Source organism: Roseospira visakhapatnamensis (assembly GCF_014197915.1).
Taxonomy (GTDB): domain Bacteria; phylum Pseudomonadota; class Alphaproteobacteria; order Rhodospirillales; family Rhodospirillaceae; genus Rhodospira; species Rhodospira visakhapatnamensis.
In genome coordinates this window covers 56,614-71,893 of the sequence record NZ_JACIGK010000003.1, presented here as the reverse complement: position 1 = coordinate 71,893, position 15,280 = coordinate 56,614, and the positions used below count along the sequence as shown (strand labels likewise).

The window sequence follows — 15,280 nt, the reverse complement described above, 5'->3', positions numbered from 1 at the left end:
GTCCGGACCCGCCATGACGCCGCGCCCCCCCGACACCGAGCCGAAACTCCGCCTGCGCGACGTGCGCAAGCGGTTCGGCGCCCAGATGGTGCTGGACGGGATCGACCTGGACGTGATGCCCGGGGAGTCCCTCGTGGTCATCGGCGGCTCGGGCAGCGGCAAGTCGGTGCTGCTCAAGTGCATCCTGGGGCTGCTGCGGCCGGATGCCGGATCCATCGTCATCGACGGCGCCGAGACCGTGGGCCTGGACGGCCGCGCGCGCGACCGCGTCAACGCCCATCTCGGCATGCTGTTCCAGGGGGCGGCGCTGTTCGACAGCCTCCCGGTGTGGCAGAACGTGGCCTTCGGCCTGATCCAGGGCCGCCACACCCGCAACCGCGCCGAGGCCCGCGAGCGGGCCATGGCCTGCCTGGCGCAGGTGGGGCTGCGGCCGGAGGTGGCCGATCTGGTGCCCTCCGAACTGTCCGGCGGCATGCAGAAGCGCGTCGGCCTGGCGCGGGCCATCGCCACGCGCCCGGACATCGTCTTCTTCGACGAGCCGACCACCGGCCTCGACCCCATCATGGCCGACGTCATCAACGACCTGATCGTGGCCACCACCAAGGACCTGGGCGCCACCGCCCTGTCCATCACTCACGACATGGCCAGCGCCACCAAGATCGCCGACCGCATCGCCATGCTGTATCGGGGCCGGCTGATCTGGGTGGGGCCGGCGAAGCAGGTCTTCGAAAGCGGCAACGCCCACGTCGACCAGTTCGTGCACGGCCGCGCCGACGGTCCCATCACAGACGAGACCGACAAGACCCCGGCCCGGTCGGGCCGCTGACCCGCGCGCGGCGCATCGCGCCCATCCCTCCTCTGGCCCCGGCGGCCCCCTGCGGTATACTCGACGGCATGAATACCGTTCCGTCCATGACCCCGCCCCGCCCGGCGCCCGACTCTCGGGCCGCCACCCTGCCCCTGGCCCCCGACGGCCTGCTGGACGCCGATGAACCGCCGGCCTTCGAGGTGGTCAACGGCGAGGCCAGCCGTCCCCTGCTGCTGGTCTGCGACCATGCCAGCCGCCGCATTCCCCGTGCCCTGGGCGACCTGGGCCTGGGCCGCGCCGACCTGCATTGCCATATCGCCTGGGACATCGGCGCGGCCCTCGTCACCCGCCACCTGGCGGAGCGACTGGACGCCTGCGCGGTCCTCGGCACCTATTCCCGGCTGGTGATCGACTGCAACCGGCAGCCGGGATCCCCCGACTCCATTCCCCCCGTCAGCGACGGCACCTCGGTTCCGGGCAACCAGGACCTGGACGAGGCGGCCGAGGACGCGCGCATCGCCGCCATCTTCGAGCCCTACCACGCGGAAATCACGCGTCGCGTCCATCATCTCTGGCGCGTCACCGGCGGACCGCCGGCGCTGGTGTCCATCCACTCCTTCACCCCCACCATGCGCGACGGCGGCGCCCCGCGCCCGTGGCACGTGGGTGTGTTGTGGGATCACGACGGCCGTATCGCCGTCCCCCTGATGGATGCCCTGGCGCGTGACCACGGGCTGATGGTGGGCGACAACGAGCCCTACTCCGGCTGGGTGGTGGGGTACACGGTCGGGGCCCACGGTGGCAGCGCCGGCCTGCCCCGGGTGGCCATCGAAATCCGTCAGGATCTGATCGCCAGCGATACCGGCGCCGCCGACTGGGCCGACCGACTGGCCACGGCGCTGGAGCCCATCCTCGCCGATCCTGCCCTGCGCGTCGTGGAGCATCGGGTCCCCACCGACGGCCAGGAATAGACACCCCACCGGCGGTGACGCATCCTTGACCCGACAACAGCCGCGACACGCGGCCGAGAAACGGAGCCGGACAACGGCGCCGAAAACCGGGGAGGAGGGGGCCACCATGACCGACACCAGCAATCCGGAGCCGGCCTTTACCATCGGGATCGAGGAGGAGTACCTCCTGGTCCATCCGGAAACCGGGGATCTGGTCACCGACCTGCCGGCCGCCATGAAGGACGCCTTCGGCGAGATCGACGCCGGCACGATCAGCCCCGAGTTCCTGCGCAGCCAGGTCGAGGTGGGCACCCGCAAGTGCGAGACCATCGCCGAGGCCCGCGAGTGCCTGACGGCCTTGCGGCGCTCGGTCGCCGACGTGGCCCGCGCGCGCGGCGTGGCGCCCATCGCCGCGTCCACCCATCCCTTCGCCCAATGGCAGGACCAGAAGCACACCCCCAAGGACCGGTACACCGCGCTGGCCAAGGATCTGCAGGCGGTGGCCCGGCGACTGCTCATCGGCGGCATGCACGTGCATGTGGGGATCGAGGACCCGGACCTGCGCGTGGATCTGATGAACCAGGCCGCCTACTTCCTGCCGCACCTGCTGGCGCTGTCCACGTCGTCCCCGTTCTGGCGCGGCCTGGAGACCGGCCTGAAGAGCTACCGGATCAGCGTGTTCAACGAATTGCCGCGCACCGGGCTGCCCAGCTACTTCGACTCCCATGCCGACTACCGGCGGCACATAGACATTCTTGTCCGCGCCGGACTGATCGAGGACGCCTCCAAGATCTGGTGGGACCTGCGGCCCTCGGCCCGCTTTCCCACGCTGGAAATGCGCATCACCGACATCTGCACCCGGGTCGAGGACGCCATCGCCATCGCCGCGATCTACGTCTGCATCCTGCGGCTGCTGTGGCGCCTGCGCCGGTCGAACCAGCGCTGGCGCATCTACGCCCGCATGCTGGTGGAAGAGAACCGCTGGCGGGCGCAGCGCTACGGCCTGGACGAGGGGCTGGTGGACTTCGGCGTCGGCCGCGTGGTGCCCACCACCGACCTGATCGAGGAACTCATCGACCTGACCCGCGAGGACCAGAAGGTGCTCGGCTGCCGTGCCGAGGTGGAGCACCTGCGCGACATCCTGCGGCGCGGCACCAGCGCCCATCGGCAATTGGCGGTCTACGCCGAAGCCATGGACAAGGGCGCCACCAATGCCGAAGCCCTGCGCGCGGTGGTCCACATGCTGCGCGAGGAAACGCTGGTTGGGGTGTGAGACACCTTTGGCGGCCTGCCACGCCAAGCCAGCCATCGGACACGGACGGTAGGCAACCGGCCGAGACCAGTTCGGTCCTCGTGATCTCCCGGCCGGCCTCGATTCGGCATCCTGTCCACGCAATGCCCCTCCAGAGCGGGGTTCCCGGTGACGTCGGCCCCCGTCGCCATCGGCCCTGCTGAACGGCCGCGTCCGTTGGTCCAGCCCAACCATGGCGTGCGTTACGCGCGCCATGCCAAACACTGTATTGCCCCGGGCGCCCTGGTGATATACGACAGGCGCTCAGAGCGTCTCGGCACCGCCCGCTGGAGCCCCCGCGCCGGCGTGCCGACCAACCGGGGAAGCCGCCTGGTGTCCGCCACCGTCCTGATTCTCAACGGCCCCAATCTCAACCTGCTGGGCCGGCGCGAGCCCGCCGTCTATGGTCGCGAGACCCTGGACGCCATCGTCGGGCGCTGCCGGACGCGGGGCGCCGCCCTGGGCCTGACGGTGGATGTTCGCCAGAGCAACCACGAAGGCGACCTGGTGGACTGGATCCAGCAAGCCGGCCCCGAGGTGGGCGGGATCATCATCAACGCCGCCGCCTACACGCATACCTCCGTGGCCATCCCCGACGCCTTGCGCGCCGTCGGCCTGCCGGTCATCGAGGTGCATCTGTCCAATGTCCACGCCCGCGAGGCGTTTCGCCACCATTCGTTCATCAGCCCGGTGGCCGATGGCGTCATCGTCGGGCTGGGTCCCCAGGGCTACGACCTGGCGCTGGAGGCCATGGCCCGCCTGATCCAGGAGGCCAAGACCCTGGCCGCCGCATCCCCTCCGCCGGGCTGAGGACGCCGTCCGCCGTGCTGCCTCCGTCGCCGGCACCCGCCCCGCCCCCCTGCCACCCGAAACGTGAGACCGAAGGCATCCCCATGGCCAGCACTCCCATCGACACCGACGCGGTTCGCGCCCTGGCCGATCTGCTCGGCGAAACCGGTTTGACCGAGATCGAATACGATACCGGCGAGGTTCGCCTCCGCGTGGCGAAGTCGGTCACCGTCACGGCCACCGCCCCGGTCGCCGCCCCCGCCCCGGCCCCCACCGCCAGCGCGGCGGCGGACACGGTCGAGGCGCACCCCGGCACCGTCGCCTCGCCGATGGTGGGCGTCGTCTACCTGGCGCCGGAACCGGGCGCGCCCAACTTCGTGGCCGTCGGCGACACCGTGGCCGAGGGCGCGACCCTGCTGCTGATCGAGGCCATGAAGACCTTCAACCCGGTGCGGGCGCCGCGCGCGGGGCGGGTCTCGGCCATTCTGGTCAACGACGCCACGCCGGTGGAGTACGGCGAGCCCCTGTTCGTGATCGAGTAGGATCCCACCGTCCGGACCCGTCCGCCGGGTCCCGCGCCCTCACCCGTTCCCCACCGCAGCCGGACGTCCCCGCGCCATGTCGTCGCCCGCCCAGGATCGACCGCCCGTCGCCTTCGAGCCCACCCGGTTTGAAAAGGTGCTGATCGCCAACCGAGGCGAGATCGCCTTGCGCATCCTGCGCGCCTGTCGCGAGATGGGCATCCGCACCGTCGCCGTGCACTCCACCGCCGACGCCGAGGCCATGCATGTGCGCCTGGCCGACGAGTCGGTCTGCATCGGCCCGCCACCGGCCCGCGACAGCTACCTCAACAAGGCCGCCCTGCTGGCCGCCGCCACCATCACAGGCGCCGACGCCGTGCACCCCGGCTATGGCTTCCTGTCCGAGAACGCCGACTTCGCCGAGATGGTGCAGGACCACCACATCACCTTCATCGGCCCGCCCGCCAAGCTGATCCGCTCCATGGGTGACAAGATCGCCGCCAAGCAGGCCGCCGTTTCGGCCGGCCTGCCGGTGGTGCCGGGGTCCGACGGCGCCGTCGGCACCGAGGAGGAGGCCCTGGACCTCGCCGCCGCCATCGGCTACCCGGTGCTCATCAAGGCCACCGCCGGCGGGGGCGGGCGGGGCATGAAGGTGGCGACCGGTCCCGACGACCTGATCGAGGCCTGGCAGACCGCCCGCACCGAGGCCCTGGCGGCCTTCGGCAACGGCGAGGTCTACATGGAGAAGTACCTCGCCCACCCGCGCCATATCGAGGTGCAGGTGCTGGCCGACATGCATGGCACCGTCGTGCACCTGGGCGAGCGCGACTGCTCCCTGCAACGCAAGCACCAGAAGGTACTGGAGGAGGCCCCGTCTCCGGCCCTGACCGACGAGCAGCGGGCCCGCATCGGCGCCATCGCCTGCGAGGCCACCCGCCAGCTCGGCTACTACAACGCCGGCACCATGGAGTTCCTGTACGAGAACGGCGGCTTCTACTTCATCGAGATGAACACCCGCCTCCAGGTCGAGCACCCGGTGACCGAGATGATCACCACCCTCGACCTGGTGAAGGAACAGATCCGCGTCGCCCAGGGCGAGCCGCTGGGCTACGCCCAAGGGGACATCCGCGTTCACGGCCACGCCATCGAATGCCGCATCAACGCGGAGAACCCGGTCACCTTCACCCCATCGCCGGGAACCCTGGGCCGCTATCACGCGCCCGGCGGCATGGGCGTGCGGGTCGAATCGGGGCTGTACACGGGACTGCGGGTCCCGCCGCACTACGACAGCATGATCGCCAAGCTGGTGGTGCACGGCGCCAACCGCACCGAATGCCTGATGCGGTTGCGGCGCGCCCTGGGCGAGTACGTGATCGAGGGCGTGGAGACCACCATCCCCCTGCACCAGCGCCTTGTGCAGGCGCCGCGTTTCGTGTCGGGGGATTACGACATCCGCTGGCTGGAGGGCTTCGTCACCGAGGACCAGGACGACGGCTGACACGACGGCGGCCGGAGGCGGCGGCCGCCCGGCCCCCGTCGCTTACCCGGCCGCCACCTCGTCCAGCGCCCGCACCAGGGCGCGGCGGATGCCGGGCTCCAGGGCCGCGTGGCCCGCGTCGGGGACCATCACAAGGTCGCTGCCCGGCCAGGCGGCATGCAGGTCGAAGGCCGAGGAGGGCGGGCACACCAGGTCATAGCGGCCCTGCACCAGCGTTGCCGGCAGATGCGCGATGCGAGGCATGTCGGCCAGAAGCTGTCCCTCTCGCAGGAACCCGCCGTTGACCATGTAGTGGGCCTCCAGGCGCGCCAGCGGCAGGCACGCCTCCGCCGAGGCGTCGCTGAGGCGCGGCACCAGCCGCGAGCAGTGTTCCTCGTAGCGGCTCCAGGACACCGCCGCCGGGCCGTGCACGGCCGGATCGGGGTCGATCAGACGGGCATGGTAGGCGGCCAGGGAATCGTCGCGCTCGGTCTCGGGCAGGTGTGCCAGGAAGGCGCGGTGCGCCTCCGGGAAGAAGCGCCCCATGCCGGTCAGGAACCAGGCCACCTCGGCGCGGCGGAACAGGAAGATCCCCCGCAACACGAACGCCAGACAGCGCTCCGGATGCGCCTGTCCATAGGCCAGCGCCAGGGTGCTCCCCCAGGACCCGCCCATGACCACCCAGCGATCAATACCCAGGTGTTCGCGCAGGCGCTCGACATCGGCCACCAGATCGGGCGTGGTGTTGCCCTGAACCGTGCCGCGCGGCGTGGACCGCCCACAGCCGCGCTGATCGAACAGCACCACGCGATAGCGGCCGGGGTTGAAGAAGCGGCGATAGGCCGGGGCGATGCCGGCGCCGGGCCCCCCATGCAGGAACAGCGCCGGCAGGCCGTCGCGGCGGCCGCATTGCTCCCAGTACAGCGCGTGGCCTCCGTCCACCGGCAACATGCCGGACTCGAACGGCGCGGTCGGAGGATAGAGGTCGGCCAGGTCCGGGTGGGCGGCGGAGACGGTGGCGGGCACGCGGACCCCTCTTGCATGGTCGGTCGAGACAGACGGAACGACCGTGATCCGGGCGACCCCTCTCGGAAGCGGCGCCGATGCGGACGGGCCTCACCCGGGCGGACGCGAACAGCGGATCCGGCCAAGGCCACCCCATGGCGGCGGCGGCCGCGACGCGCTCACTCCACCGCGGATGCGATCACAGCCGGACCATGCCACATCCAATCCGGCCGTTCCAGAAAACCCCGCCCCCCTTAACTCTGGCCCTCACCCACGGTTCGCTCCCACGAGGCCCGCAAGGCGGCCAGTTCCTCGGGATGGTCCACGTCGCGGGTCACCGCCGGGTCGTCCACCGGGACCCGCACCACGCGCCCGGCGTGATCGAAGGCATGCAGGCGAATCAGATCCCGCCCGCCCTGGTCGCCCTCCAGGCCCAGCAGCGCGGGCCGCCAGGCCCGTCCCCACAGCACCGGGTGCCCCTCCTTGTCCTTGTAGACGGGGCGGATGATGGCGGCGGTCGGATCGGGCGCGGCGACAAACGCCTCGCACAGGCGGACCACCGTCCCCGGCGTCAACCCAGGCTGGTCGCCCAGCATCACCAGGACCCCGTCCAGATCGGCGGGCAGCATGGCCACGCCGGTCGCCAGGGACCGGCCCATGCCCTCGATGTAGCGCGGATTGTGGACCAACTCCCAACCCTGCCCGGCCAGGGCCGCCGCCACCGCCTCGGAATCACGCCCGGTGACCGCCACCCGGGGCGCGTCGGGCAGCGCCTCGGCCAGCGGTTCGCCCACATGGCGCACCAGCGGCGCGCCGCCCAGGTCCACCAGCAGCTTGTTCGGGCCGCCCATGCGCCGCCCCAGGCCGGCGGCCAGCAGCACCACGCCCAGACGGAGGTCGATGCGGGGGCCTGCGGTCATGGGGTTCCTCCCTCCTCGGCCAGAATGGCCCGCAGACCCTCCCGGTAGGTGGGATAGCGCAGCCGCACGCCCAGCGCTCCCTTGATCCGCCCGCACCAGACGCGGCGGGTGTCGGCGTAGAAGCTGCGCGCCATCGGCGACAGGTGGTCGGCCGCCTCCAGTGGCACCTCCGGCGGCGGCGCGACGCCCAGCAGGGCGCAGGCCTCGGCCACCACGTCCTGGGGCGGCGCCGGCTCGTCGTCGGCGACGTTGGTGATGCTGCCCGGCGCCGGGTTGTCCAGCGCGGCCATGAGCACCTGGACAATGTCGTCCACATGGATACGGCAGACGACATGGCCCGGCTTGATCACCCGGTGCGCGCGACCGGCGCGCACGCTGTCCAGGGCGCTTCGCCCCGGGCCGTAGATTCCGGCCAGGCGGAACACCTCCACCGGACGGCCATGCCGGCGCCACAGGTCCAGCCAGCGGGTTTCCGCGTCCAGCCTGCTGCGCGAGCGGTCTTGCGTGGGGTGGGTCGGGGTCAGTTCGTCCACCCAGGCGCCCTGGGTGTCCCCGTAGACGCCGGTGGTGGACAGGTAGCCGATCCAGCGGGGCCGCTCGGCGGCGACGAGGGCGTCGGTCATGGTGTCCAGCACCGGGTCGCCCTCGGCGTCGGGCGGGACGGAGACCAGAACGGCGTCGAAGGAGTCCAGGGTCTCCGCCGGCAACGGCCGGTCACGATCCAGCGGCAGGGCCGTGATCCCCTCGGCCGTCAACGCCGCCAGGCCCGCGTCGCCGCGCGCCGTCCCGGCCACCCGCCAGCCACGCGCCTGAAGCGCCCGCCCCAGGCGGCGCGCGGTGTATCCCATGCCCAGGCAAAGAAGGGACGGGTCGGCGGTCATGGCGAGTCCTCGTGCGCGTGATCTTCGGGGGCCCGCGGATCGGCATCGATGCGCCGATGGCGGACGGGGCCCATGGGGCGTATCATCCCCCGCGATCCGCCTTCAGGCAACCCGGGACCACCGCGCCGATGCATCCGATGCCCCACCCTGGACTCCGTGTCCCCCACGTCCCACGCCTACGCCACCGTGTCCACCTGACGGCCGTCGTGCTGGCCCTGACGATGGCCGCCACCGGCACCCCGGCGCTGGCCGTGGACCTGCCGGTGGAGGATCCGCCGGCCGCCTACGCGCAATGCATGGATCTGGCCCGGACGCGCCCGCGTCAGGGCTTCGAGGTCGCGGTCACCTGGCAAGGACTGGGAGGGGGCGAGGCCGCGCGCCATTGCGCCGCCGTGGCCCTGCTGGGCCTGGGGCAGCATGCCGAGGCCGCCACTCGCCTGGAGACCCTGGCCCAGGGCAGCCGCCAGCCGCTGCCGCTGCGCCTGGACCTGCTGGCGCAGGCGGCCACGGCCTGGATGCTGGCCCGCGACCCGGCCCGCGCCGACGCGGTGCTGACAACGGCCCTGGAGATCGCCGACCGCTCCGGGGCGGAGGCCCGGGCACTGGTGCCGGACCTGCTGATCGACCGGGCCACGGCCCGCGCCGCCGCCGGTGCCGTGCTGCAGGCGGCCCGTGACCTCGACCGGGTCCTGGACGCCCAGCCGAACAACCTGGAGGCCCGGGCGCTCAGGGCCAGCGCGCTCCGCCAGGCGGGCTCCCTGGCCGCCGCCGAGGCCGACGCCGCCGCCGTGCTGGCGGCCGACCCGACCCACGCCGGCGCCCTTCTGGAAACCGGCAACATCCAGCGCCTGTCGGGGCGGCCCGATCAGGCCCGCGCCACCTGGCTGCGCCTGCTGGAGGTCGCGCCCGAGGCGCCGGAAGCCCAGGCGGCCCGGGACAACCTGGCCGCCCTGGACGTGCCGGCGGAGAACTGAGGCGCACGGAAAAAGCGGCGGCGATGCGTCGATCGCATCGCCGCCGGGTGTCTTATGCCGCTTCCGTATCGTCGTTGTTGGCGACATGCATGGTGCCGGTGTCCTCGAACCGCTGGTGCCAGGACAGCGCCTCGTTCAGCAGCGTCGGCGAGTGACGGCCCTTGGGCGAGCGCTCGGCCCGCGCCAGATAGTCCCACAGGCGCGGCTGGAAGTCCGGATGGGCGCACCGGTCGATGATCACCCGGGCGCGCTGGCGCGGCGACAGGCCGCGCAGGTCCGCCAGGCCCTGCTCGGTCACGATCACCTGGACGTCCTGGTTGATGTGGTCCACGTGGCTGACCTTCGGCACGATCGCCGAGATGCGCCCCCCCTTGGCCGTGGACGGCGACATGAACACCGACACATAGGCGCTGCGGGCGAAGTCGCCGGAGCCGCCGATGCCGTTCTGGATCCGCGATCCCATCACGTGGGTGGAGTTCACGTTTCCCAGGATGTCGGCCTCGATCATGCCGTTCATGGCCAGGCAGCCCAACCGGCGAATGACCTCCGGATGGTTGCTGATCTCCTGCGGGCGCAGGATGAGGCGATCCCGGTAGGCCGCCATCTCGGCGTTCAGGCGGGTGGCCGCCTCGGGGCTCAGCGAGAACGCCGTGGCCGACGCCATGAGCAGCTTGCCGGCATCCAGCAGGTCCAGCATGCCGTCCTGAATCACCTCGGTGTAGGCCATCATGTTCTCGAACGGCCCATCGAGCAGACCCGACAGCACGGCGTTGGCGATGTTGCCCACCCCGGACTGAAGCGGCAGCAGCGACGCCGGCAGGCGACCCTTGGCCACCTCGTTCTGGAAAAAGTCCAGCAGATGGCCGGCGATGGCCCGGGCCGCCGCGTCGGGCGGCGAGAACGGCAGGTTGCGGTCCGGCGCGTCGGTTTCCACGATGGCGACGATCTTGTCGGGGTCACAGCGGAGGCAGGGCTCGCCGATGCGGTCGTCGGGCCGGACCAACGGCACGGGCATGCGCGCCGGCGGCAACGCGGTGCCGTAGTAGATGTCGTGCATGCCCTCCAGGGCCGGGTTCTGCCACGAGTTGACCTCCAGGATCACGCGCTCGGCGTGGTCCAGCCAGGTCTTGTTGTTGCCCAGCGAGGACGACGGAACCAGCGTGCCGTCCGGGCGGATACCCGTGACCTCGATGACCGCCGTGTCCAGCGGCCCCAGGAACCCCTGACGGGCCATGGGCGCCACCTGGCTGAGATGCATGTCGAAGTAATCCATCTCGCCGCGATTGATCTTGTCGCGGGCCAGGGGGTCGGAGTTGTAGGGAAGGCGGAATTCGATCCCGTCGGCGCGGGCCAGGGCGCCGTCCAGTTCGGGACCCGTGGACGCGCCGGTCCAGACCCGCATCCGGAAGGGGCGGCCCTCGGCGTGCTCGGCCTCGATGCGCCCGGCCAGAGCCAACGGCACGGCCTTCGGATACCCCGAACCAGTGAAACCACTCATGCCGACGGTGTCCCCGTCGCCGATGAAGGAGACCGCCTCCTCGGCGGTCATCACCTTGGCGCGCAGGGCATCAAGGCCAATTCTGGTCCGGTCGATCACGATCGTCTCCTGATGATGTTGAGGGGGACATTGCCCCGCATCATCACGATTTCGGCCGCGCCGACATCTCCCATTCACACGGACCAGAGTCGACAAAAAAACAAGGCTGCGCGTACAGCGCGCGCGCACGTAGTGGAGTCAGGAAATACAAAACCGACGCGCCGATCAGGACAGCGCCGCCGCCGCCCCCCGGTCGCGACGGCCCACACGCATTGACGCCAGGCTCAGGCAGACCACCACCCAGGCGACCACGACCGCCAGCGCGCCCAGATACCCGGCGCTGGTCAGCAGCGTTCCGGGATCGGCGTAGAACGGCGCGCGCAGGATGGTCATGCCGTGGGTGACCGGGTTGACCAGCATGATGGCATGCAGCCATGCGGGCACACCGGTGATGGGGAAGAACGCCCCGGACAGCACCCACATGGGCATCATGATGACCATCATGAGGGCATGGAAGCCGCTGGTGGACTTCATGCGCCAGGCGAACAGAAAGCCCAGCCCGGTAAAGCCCAGCGAGACCAGCACCAGCGTGACCGCCAGCATCGCCGCCCCGCCCCACCCCATGGTCAGGCCGATGAACGGCGCCGCCAGCAAGAGGATGGCCGTCTGAAACAGCGCCACCAGCGAGGCGCCCCCCACCTTGCCCATGACGATGCCGAGGCGCGGCACCGGCGCCACCAGCACGCCTTGCAGAAAGCCCTGGTCGCGGTCCTCGATGATGGTGATCGACGCGAACACCGAGGCGAACAGGATCATCATCATCAGCACGCCGGGATAGAAATACTCCAGGTAGGTCATGCCCTCCATGCCCGGGGCATTGAAGCTCGGCGTCAGGCCGGCGCCCAGGAACAGCCAGAAGATGAGCGGCTGACCGATGGAGCCGGCCAGCCGGTGCGGCTGACGGATGAAGCGGATGAACTCGCGCCGGGCCAGCGCCAGGCTCACGCCGGCCAGCGAGGCGCCCGCCCGCCCGGGCGCGATGGTCTCGGTCGGTCCGTCGGGCACCGCGCCGGACGACCGCGCCGTGTCGGTCAGGGTTCGGGGATCGGCCTTGCCGGCAAGGGTCATGCGGCGCTCTCCTGTTGCTCCTCCGCGGAGGTCGGTCCCCGGGGGATCTCCGAGACCCCGCCGCGACCGGCGGCGCGGGCCTCGGCGGTGACGTGGATGAACACGTCCTCCAGGGTCGGCTGCTTCACGGTGATCCCCCGCACCTCGGGACGATAGTCCGCGAGCACGCGCTCCAGGAAGGCCACCGCGTCACCGCCCGGAACCTCGTCCACGCGCAGGTCATCGCCATGGCGGATCACCCCGGCGCCCAGGTCGCCGCGCAACCGCGCGGCCAGGGCATCGGGGCGGTCGGTCTCGATCACCACCACGTCACCGGTCAGGCGGGCGCGCAACGCCTGCGGCGTGTCGTGGGCCAGCAACTGGCCGTCGGCCATGATGGCCACGCGGTCCACCGTCTCGGCCTCGCTGAAGATGTGGCTGGTCATGAGCACCGTCATGCCCAAAGCCCGCCGCAGCCGGCCCAGCGCGTCCAGGAAGGCGCGGCGGCTGGCGGGATCCAGGCCGGTCGTCGGCTCGTCCAGCAGCAGCAGGCGGGGACGGGTCAGCAGGCACTTGGCCAGTTCCACCTGACGCGCGAGACCGCCGGACAGCGTGTCCACGCGGTCGCTCAGGCGCCCGTCCAGGTCGGTCCAGGCCAGGGCCTCGTCCATGCGTGCCCGGAGGGCGGCCCCGGACAGCCCATAGAGCGCGCCGTGGATGCTCAGGTTCTCGGTCACGGACAGGTGCTTGTCCACCGCCGGGTTCTGGAACACCACGCCCATCAGGGCCCGGGCCGCCGCCGGATCCCGCAGCAGGTCATGGCCACCGATCAGCACGCGCCCGCGACTGGGCACCGACAGGCCACAGAGGATACGGAACAGGGTGCTCTTGCCGCTGCCGTTGGGTCCCGACAGGATGGTGAAGGTGCCGTCCGGGACCGAGAGGGTCAGGTCGGACACGGCGACACGCGAGGGTTGGCGACGGCGACCGGGATAGACGTGGGTCAGGGCCTCGATACGGATCATGCCTGCGTCGCTCACCGCGAGAGGGTGGGCGCTTTCCTGCCACGCCCGTCGGACCACGGGCGGTTTCCGGGTTGAGCCGCGTCCGAACCGAGGAACGCGATGAGCGACCCTTTTACGGCACCCGGACAGGATCGGTAAACCCCGAGAGCCCTGGGGATTCTCTGGACCGACCCCGCGACTTTGTGAACCCGCCCGTGATCCAACGCCGTCAGGGCGGCGTAGGGTTCAAGACGGCAGGTCGTCGGGTCATCGTGTCTCGGATACAACGCCATGGGGGGACGAGGGGGCGCCGCGTCGCGCAATAGCCGACTTGGCGAACCATCCGGCGTTCGGGGCTCGATCCGCCGGTCTTGCCAGACCGAGCGGGGGACCATCGGGACCCCGGCGATACCGGATGGTCACCCGCTGCCGGTCCGTACCGCGATCCCAATGGAACCCTTCCCCTCCTGTTCCGGGATGCGCGGCGTTCACCTTGGCCGGCCGGTCTCCCCCCACCGGCCGGCCATTTTTTCTGTCTTGTCGCCGGGACGGCTCTCGCGACCGTCAGTGTCCAAAGCCGCGGCCCGCCGGCGCGATCCCCGCGGAACCGTGTCGACCAAAAGCAGGACCTACCCCTTCGCCAGCGCCCCCAGACGCAGGCGCAGGGCGTTGAGCTTGATGAAGCCCCCGGCGTCGGCCTGGTTGTAGACCTCGTCTTCCTCGAACGTGACGTGATCCATGCTGTACAGGCTGACCGGCGCCTTGCGGCCGACGACGATCACGTTGCCCTTGTAGAGCTTCAGGCGCGCGGTGCCCGTCACGCGGTCCTGGGTCTTGTCGATCAGCGCCTGCAGGGCCTCGCGCTCGGGCGCATACCAGAAGCCGTTGTAGATCAGCGTCGCATAGCGCGGCATCAGCTCGTCGCGCAGGTGCATGGCCTCGCGGTCGAGCGTGATGGACTCCACCGCCCGGTGCGCCGCCAGCAACAGGGTGCCGCCCGGCGTCTCGTACACACCACGCGACTTCATGCCCACGAAACGGTTTTCGACCAGGTCCACGCGACCGCAGCCATGCTTGCCGCCCAGCTCGTTCAGGCGCCGCAGCAGGGCGCCCGGAGACAGCCGTTCGCCGTTGACGGCCACGGCGTCGCCCGTCTCGAAGTCAATCTCGACGTACTCGGGGGTGTCCGGCGCGGCCTCGGGCGAGACGGTCATGCGGAACATGTCCTCGTCCGGCTCGACCCAGGGGTCCTCCAGCGCCTTGCCCTCGTAGGAGATGTGCAGCAGGTTGGCGTCCATGGAATAGGGCGCCTCGCCATGCTTGTCCTTGGGCACCGGAATCTGGTGCGCCTGGGCGTACTCGATCAGCCTGGCGCGGCTGTTCAGGTCCCACTCGCGCCAGGGGGCGATGACCGTGACGTCCGGCTTCAGGGCGTAGGCGGTCAGTTCGAAGCGCACCTGGTCGTTGCCCTTGCCGGTGGCGCCGTGACTGATGGCGTCGGCGCCGGTCTGCTCCGCGATCTCGATCAGCCGCTTGGCGATCAGCGGCCGGGCGATGGAGGTCCCCAGCAGGTATACGCCCTCATAGAGGGTGTTGGCGCGCATCATGGGGAAGACGAAGTCGCGGACGAACTCCTCGGTCAGATCCTCGATGAAGATCTCCTTGATCCCCATCCGCTCGGCCTTCTCGCGGGCCGGCTCCACTTCCTCGCCCTGGCCGATGTCGGCGGTGAAGGTCACCACCTCACACGCGTAGGTCTCGCGCAGCCAGCGCAGGATGATCGAGGTATCCAGGCCGCCCGAATAGGCCAGCACCACTTTCTTGACATCGCCCTTGGTCATCGGCTCTCGCCCCTGGTCTGAAGGCTCCCCCCCTGCGAGAGGGGGCCGGAAAGCGCGGGAGTATAGGCCAACCACCCCGGCGAACAAGGGTCCGGCGCGGCATGGGATACCAGGGTCCCCTTGATGTATGGGCACGGCATGCTGACATGACGCGGGGCGCCGCATGCCCTTCACC

At 70.7% G+C, this 15,280-nt stretch carries 14 protein-coding genes; 7 read left to right on the top strand and 7 right to left on the bottom strand.

The genetic code is table 11. The annotated features are described in order from the left end of the window. Nucleotides 1-13: 13 nt before the first annotated feature. The 6 genes from GGD89_RS02900 (at nt 14) to accC (ending at nt 5,857) form a co-directional block, all read left to right on the top strand. Nucleotides 14-826: an ABC transporter ATP-binding protein gene (locus GGD89_RS02900; RefSeq protein WP_184042603.1), complete on the top strand. Its 813-nt coding sequence runs from the start codon at nt 14-16 to the stop codon at nt 824-826. 86 nt (nt 827-912) lie between these two features. Continuing rightward, on the top strand, nt 913-1,779 hold the full coding sequence (locus GGD89_RS02895) for an N-formylglutamate amidohydrolase (RefSeq protein ID WP_184042602.1): 867 nt from the start codon (nt 913-915) through the stop codon (nt 1,777-1,779). 106 nt (nt 1,780-1,885) lie between these two features. After that, nucleotides 1,886-3,031 (top strand): carboxylate-amine ligase, encoded by a 1,146-nt coding sequence (locus GGD89_RS02890; RefSeq protein ID WP_184042601.1) that lies wholly within the window; start codon nt 1,886-1,888, stop codon nt 3,029-3,031. A 348-nt stretch (nt 3,032-3,379) separates the two neighbouring features. Next, nucleotides 3,380-3,859 carry a type II 3-dehydroquinate dehydratase gene (gene aroQ / locus GGD89_RS02885; protein WP_184042725.1) on the top strand — a complete coding sequence of 160 codons (480 nt, stop codon included), beginning with the start codon at nt 3,380-3,382 and terminating at the stop codon, nt 3,857-3,859. A gap of 83 nt (nt 3,860-3,942) precedes the next feature. Then, complete coding sequence (locus tag GGD89_RS02880; RefSeq protein ID WP_184042600.1) at nt 3,943-4,380, top strand: acetyl-CoA carboxylase biotin carboxyl carrier protein; 438 nt, start codon at nt 3,943-3,945, stop codon at nt 4,378-4,380. Between the two features lie 76 nt (nt 4,381-4,456). Continuing rightward, nucleotides 4,457-5,857 (top strand): acetyl-CoA carboxylase biotin carboxylase subunit, encoded by a 1,401-nt coding sequence (accC, locus tag GGD89_RS02875; RefSeq protein ID WP_184042599.1) that lies wholly within the window; start codon nt 4,457-4,459, stop codon nt 5,855-5,857. Between the two features lie 42 nt (nt 5,858-5,899). On the opposite strand, the gene pip is transcribed toward accC, so the two are convergent. From pip to GGD89_RS02860, 3 genes are all read right to left on the bottom strand, one after another. Continuing rightward, nucleotides 5,900-6,862: a prolyl aminopeptidase gene (gene pip / locus GGD89_RS02870; RefSeq protein WP_343058518.1), complete on the bottom strand. Its 963-nt coding sequence runs from the start codon at nt 6,860-6,862 to the stop codon at nt 5,900-5,902. A 233-nt stretch (nt 6,863-7,095) separates the two neighbouring features. Next, complete coding sequence (locus GGD89_RS02865; protein WP_184042598.1) at nt 7,096-7,761, bottom strand: nucleotidyltransferase family protein; 666 nt, start codon at nt 7,759-7,761, stop codon at nt 7,096-7,098. Further along, nucleotides 7,758-8,642, bottom strand: coding sequence for an SDR family oxidoreductase (locus GGD89_RS02860; RefSeq protein ID WP_184042597.1), 885 nt, complete (start codon nt 8,640-8,642; stop codon nt 7,758-7,760). The genes GGD89_RS02865 and GGD89_RS02860 overlap by 4 nt, the downstream gene beginning before the upstream one ends. Nucleotides 8,643-8,848: 206 nt before the next feature. On the opposite strand from GGD89_RS02860, the gene GGD89_RS02855 reads away from it, so the two are divergent. Further along, the gene (locus GGD89_RS02855) at nt 8,849-9,616 is read left to right on the top strand and encodes a tetratricopeptide repeat protein (protein WP_184042596.1); all 768 of its coding nucleotides are present in this window, start codon (nt 8,849-8,851) and stop codon (nt 9,614-9,616) included. A gap of 52 nt (nt 9,617-9,668) precedes the next feature. Here GGD89_RS02855 and scpC read toward each other — a convergent pair whose 3' ends face one another. The 4 genes from scpC to GGD89_RS02835 all read right to left on the bottom strand — a co-directional run bounded on the left by scpC (nt 9,669) and on the right by GGD89_RS02835 (nt 15,105). Next, nucleotides 9,669-11,213: a succinyl-CoA:acetate CoA-transferase ScpC gene (gene scpC / locus GGD89_RS02850; protein ID WP_343058517.1), complete on the bottom strand. Its 1,545-nt coding sequence runs from the start codon at nt 11,211-11,213 to the stop codon at nt 9,669-9,671. 165 nt (nt 11,214-11,378) lie between these two features. Next, nucleotides 11,379-12,281: an ABC transporter permease gene (locus GGD89_RS02845; RefSeq protein WP_184042595.1), complete on the bottom strand. Its 903-nt coding sequence runs from the start codon at nt 12,279-12,281 to the stop codon at nt 11,379-11,381. Further along, complete coding sequence (locus tag GGD89_RS02840) at nt 12,278-13,285, bottom strand: ABC transporter ATP-binding protein (RefSeq protein WP_184042594.1); 1,008 nt, start codon at nt 13,283-13,285, stop codon at nt 12,278-12,280. The genes GGD89_RS02845 and GGD89_RS02840 overlap by 4 nt, the downstream gene beginning before the upstream one ends. Nucleotides 13,286-13,893: 608 nt before the next feature. Continuing rightward, nucleotides 13,894-15,105, bottom strand: coding sequence for an argininosuccinate synthase (locus tag GGD89_RS02835; RefSeq protein ID WP_184042593.1), 1,212 nt, complete (start codon nt 15,103-15,105; stop codon nt 13,894-13,896). Nucleotides 15,106-15,280: the final 175 nt, after the last annotated feature.

Excerpts from the sequence above, each read along its gene's own strand:
- GGD89_RS02835 (WP_184042593.1), bottom strand. The coding sequence starts at position 15,105 with ATGACCAAGGGCGATGTCAAGAAAGTGGTGCTGGCCTATTCGGGCGGC.
- GGD89_RS02900 (WP_184042603.1), top strand. The coding sequence starts at position 14 with ATGACGCCGCGCCCCCCCGACACCGAGCCGAAACTCCGCCTGCGCGAC.
- accC (WP_184042599.1), top strand. The coding sequence starts at position 4,457 with ATGTCGTCGCCCGCCCAGGATCGACCGCCCGTCGCCTTCGAGCCCACC.
- GGD89_RS02845 (WP_184042595.1), bottom strand. The coding sequence starts at position 12,281 with ATGACCCTTGCCGGCAAGGCCGATCCCCGAACCCTGACCGACACGGCG.
- GGD89_RS02865 (WP_184042598.1), bottom strand. The coding sequence starts at position 7,761 with ATGACCGCAGGCCCCCGCATCGACCTCCGTCTGGGCGTGGTGCTGCTG.
- GGD89_RS02895 (WP_184042602.1), top strand. The coding sequence starts at position 913 with ATGACCCCGCCCCGCCCGGCGCCCGACTCTCGGGCCGCCACCCTGCCC.
- GGD89_RS02880 (WP_184042600.1), top strand. The coding sequence starts at position 3,943 with ATGGCCAGCACTCCCATCGACACCGACGCGGTTCGCGCCCTGGCCGAT.
- GGD89_RS02840 (WP_184042594.1), bottom strand. The coding sequence starts at position 13,285 with ATGATCCGTATCGAGGCCCTGACCCACGTCTATCCCGGTCGCCGTCGC.
- GGD89_RS02890 (WP_184042601.1), top strand. The coding sequence starts at position 1,886 with ATGACCGACACCAGCAATCCGGAGCCGGCCTTTACCATCGGGATCGAG.
- GGD89_RS02860 (WP_184042597.1), bottom strand. The coding sequence starts at position 8,642 with ATGACCGCCGACCCGTCCCTTCTTTGCCTGGGCATGGGATACACCGCG.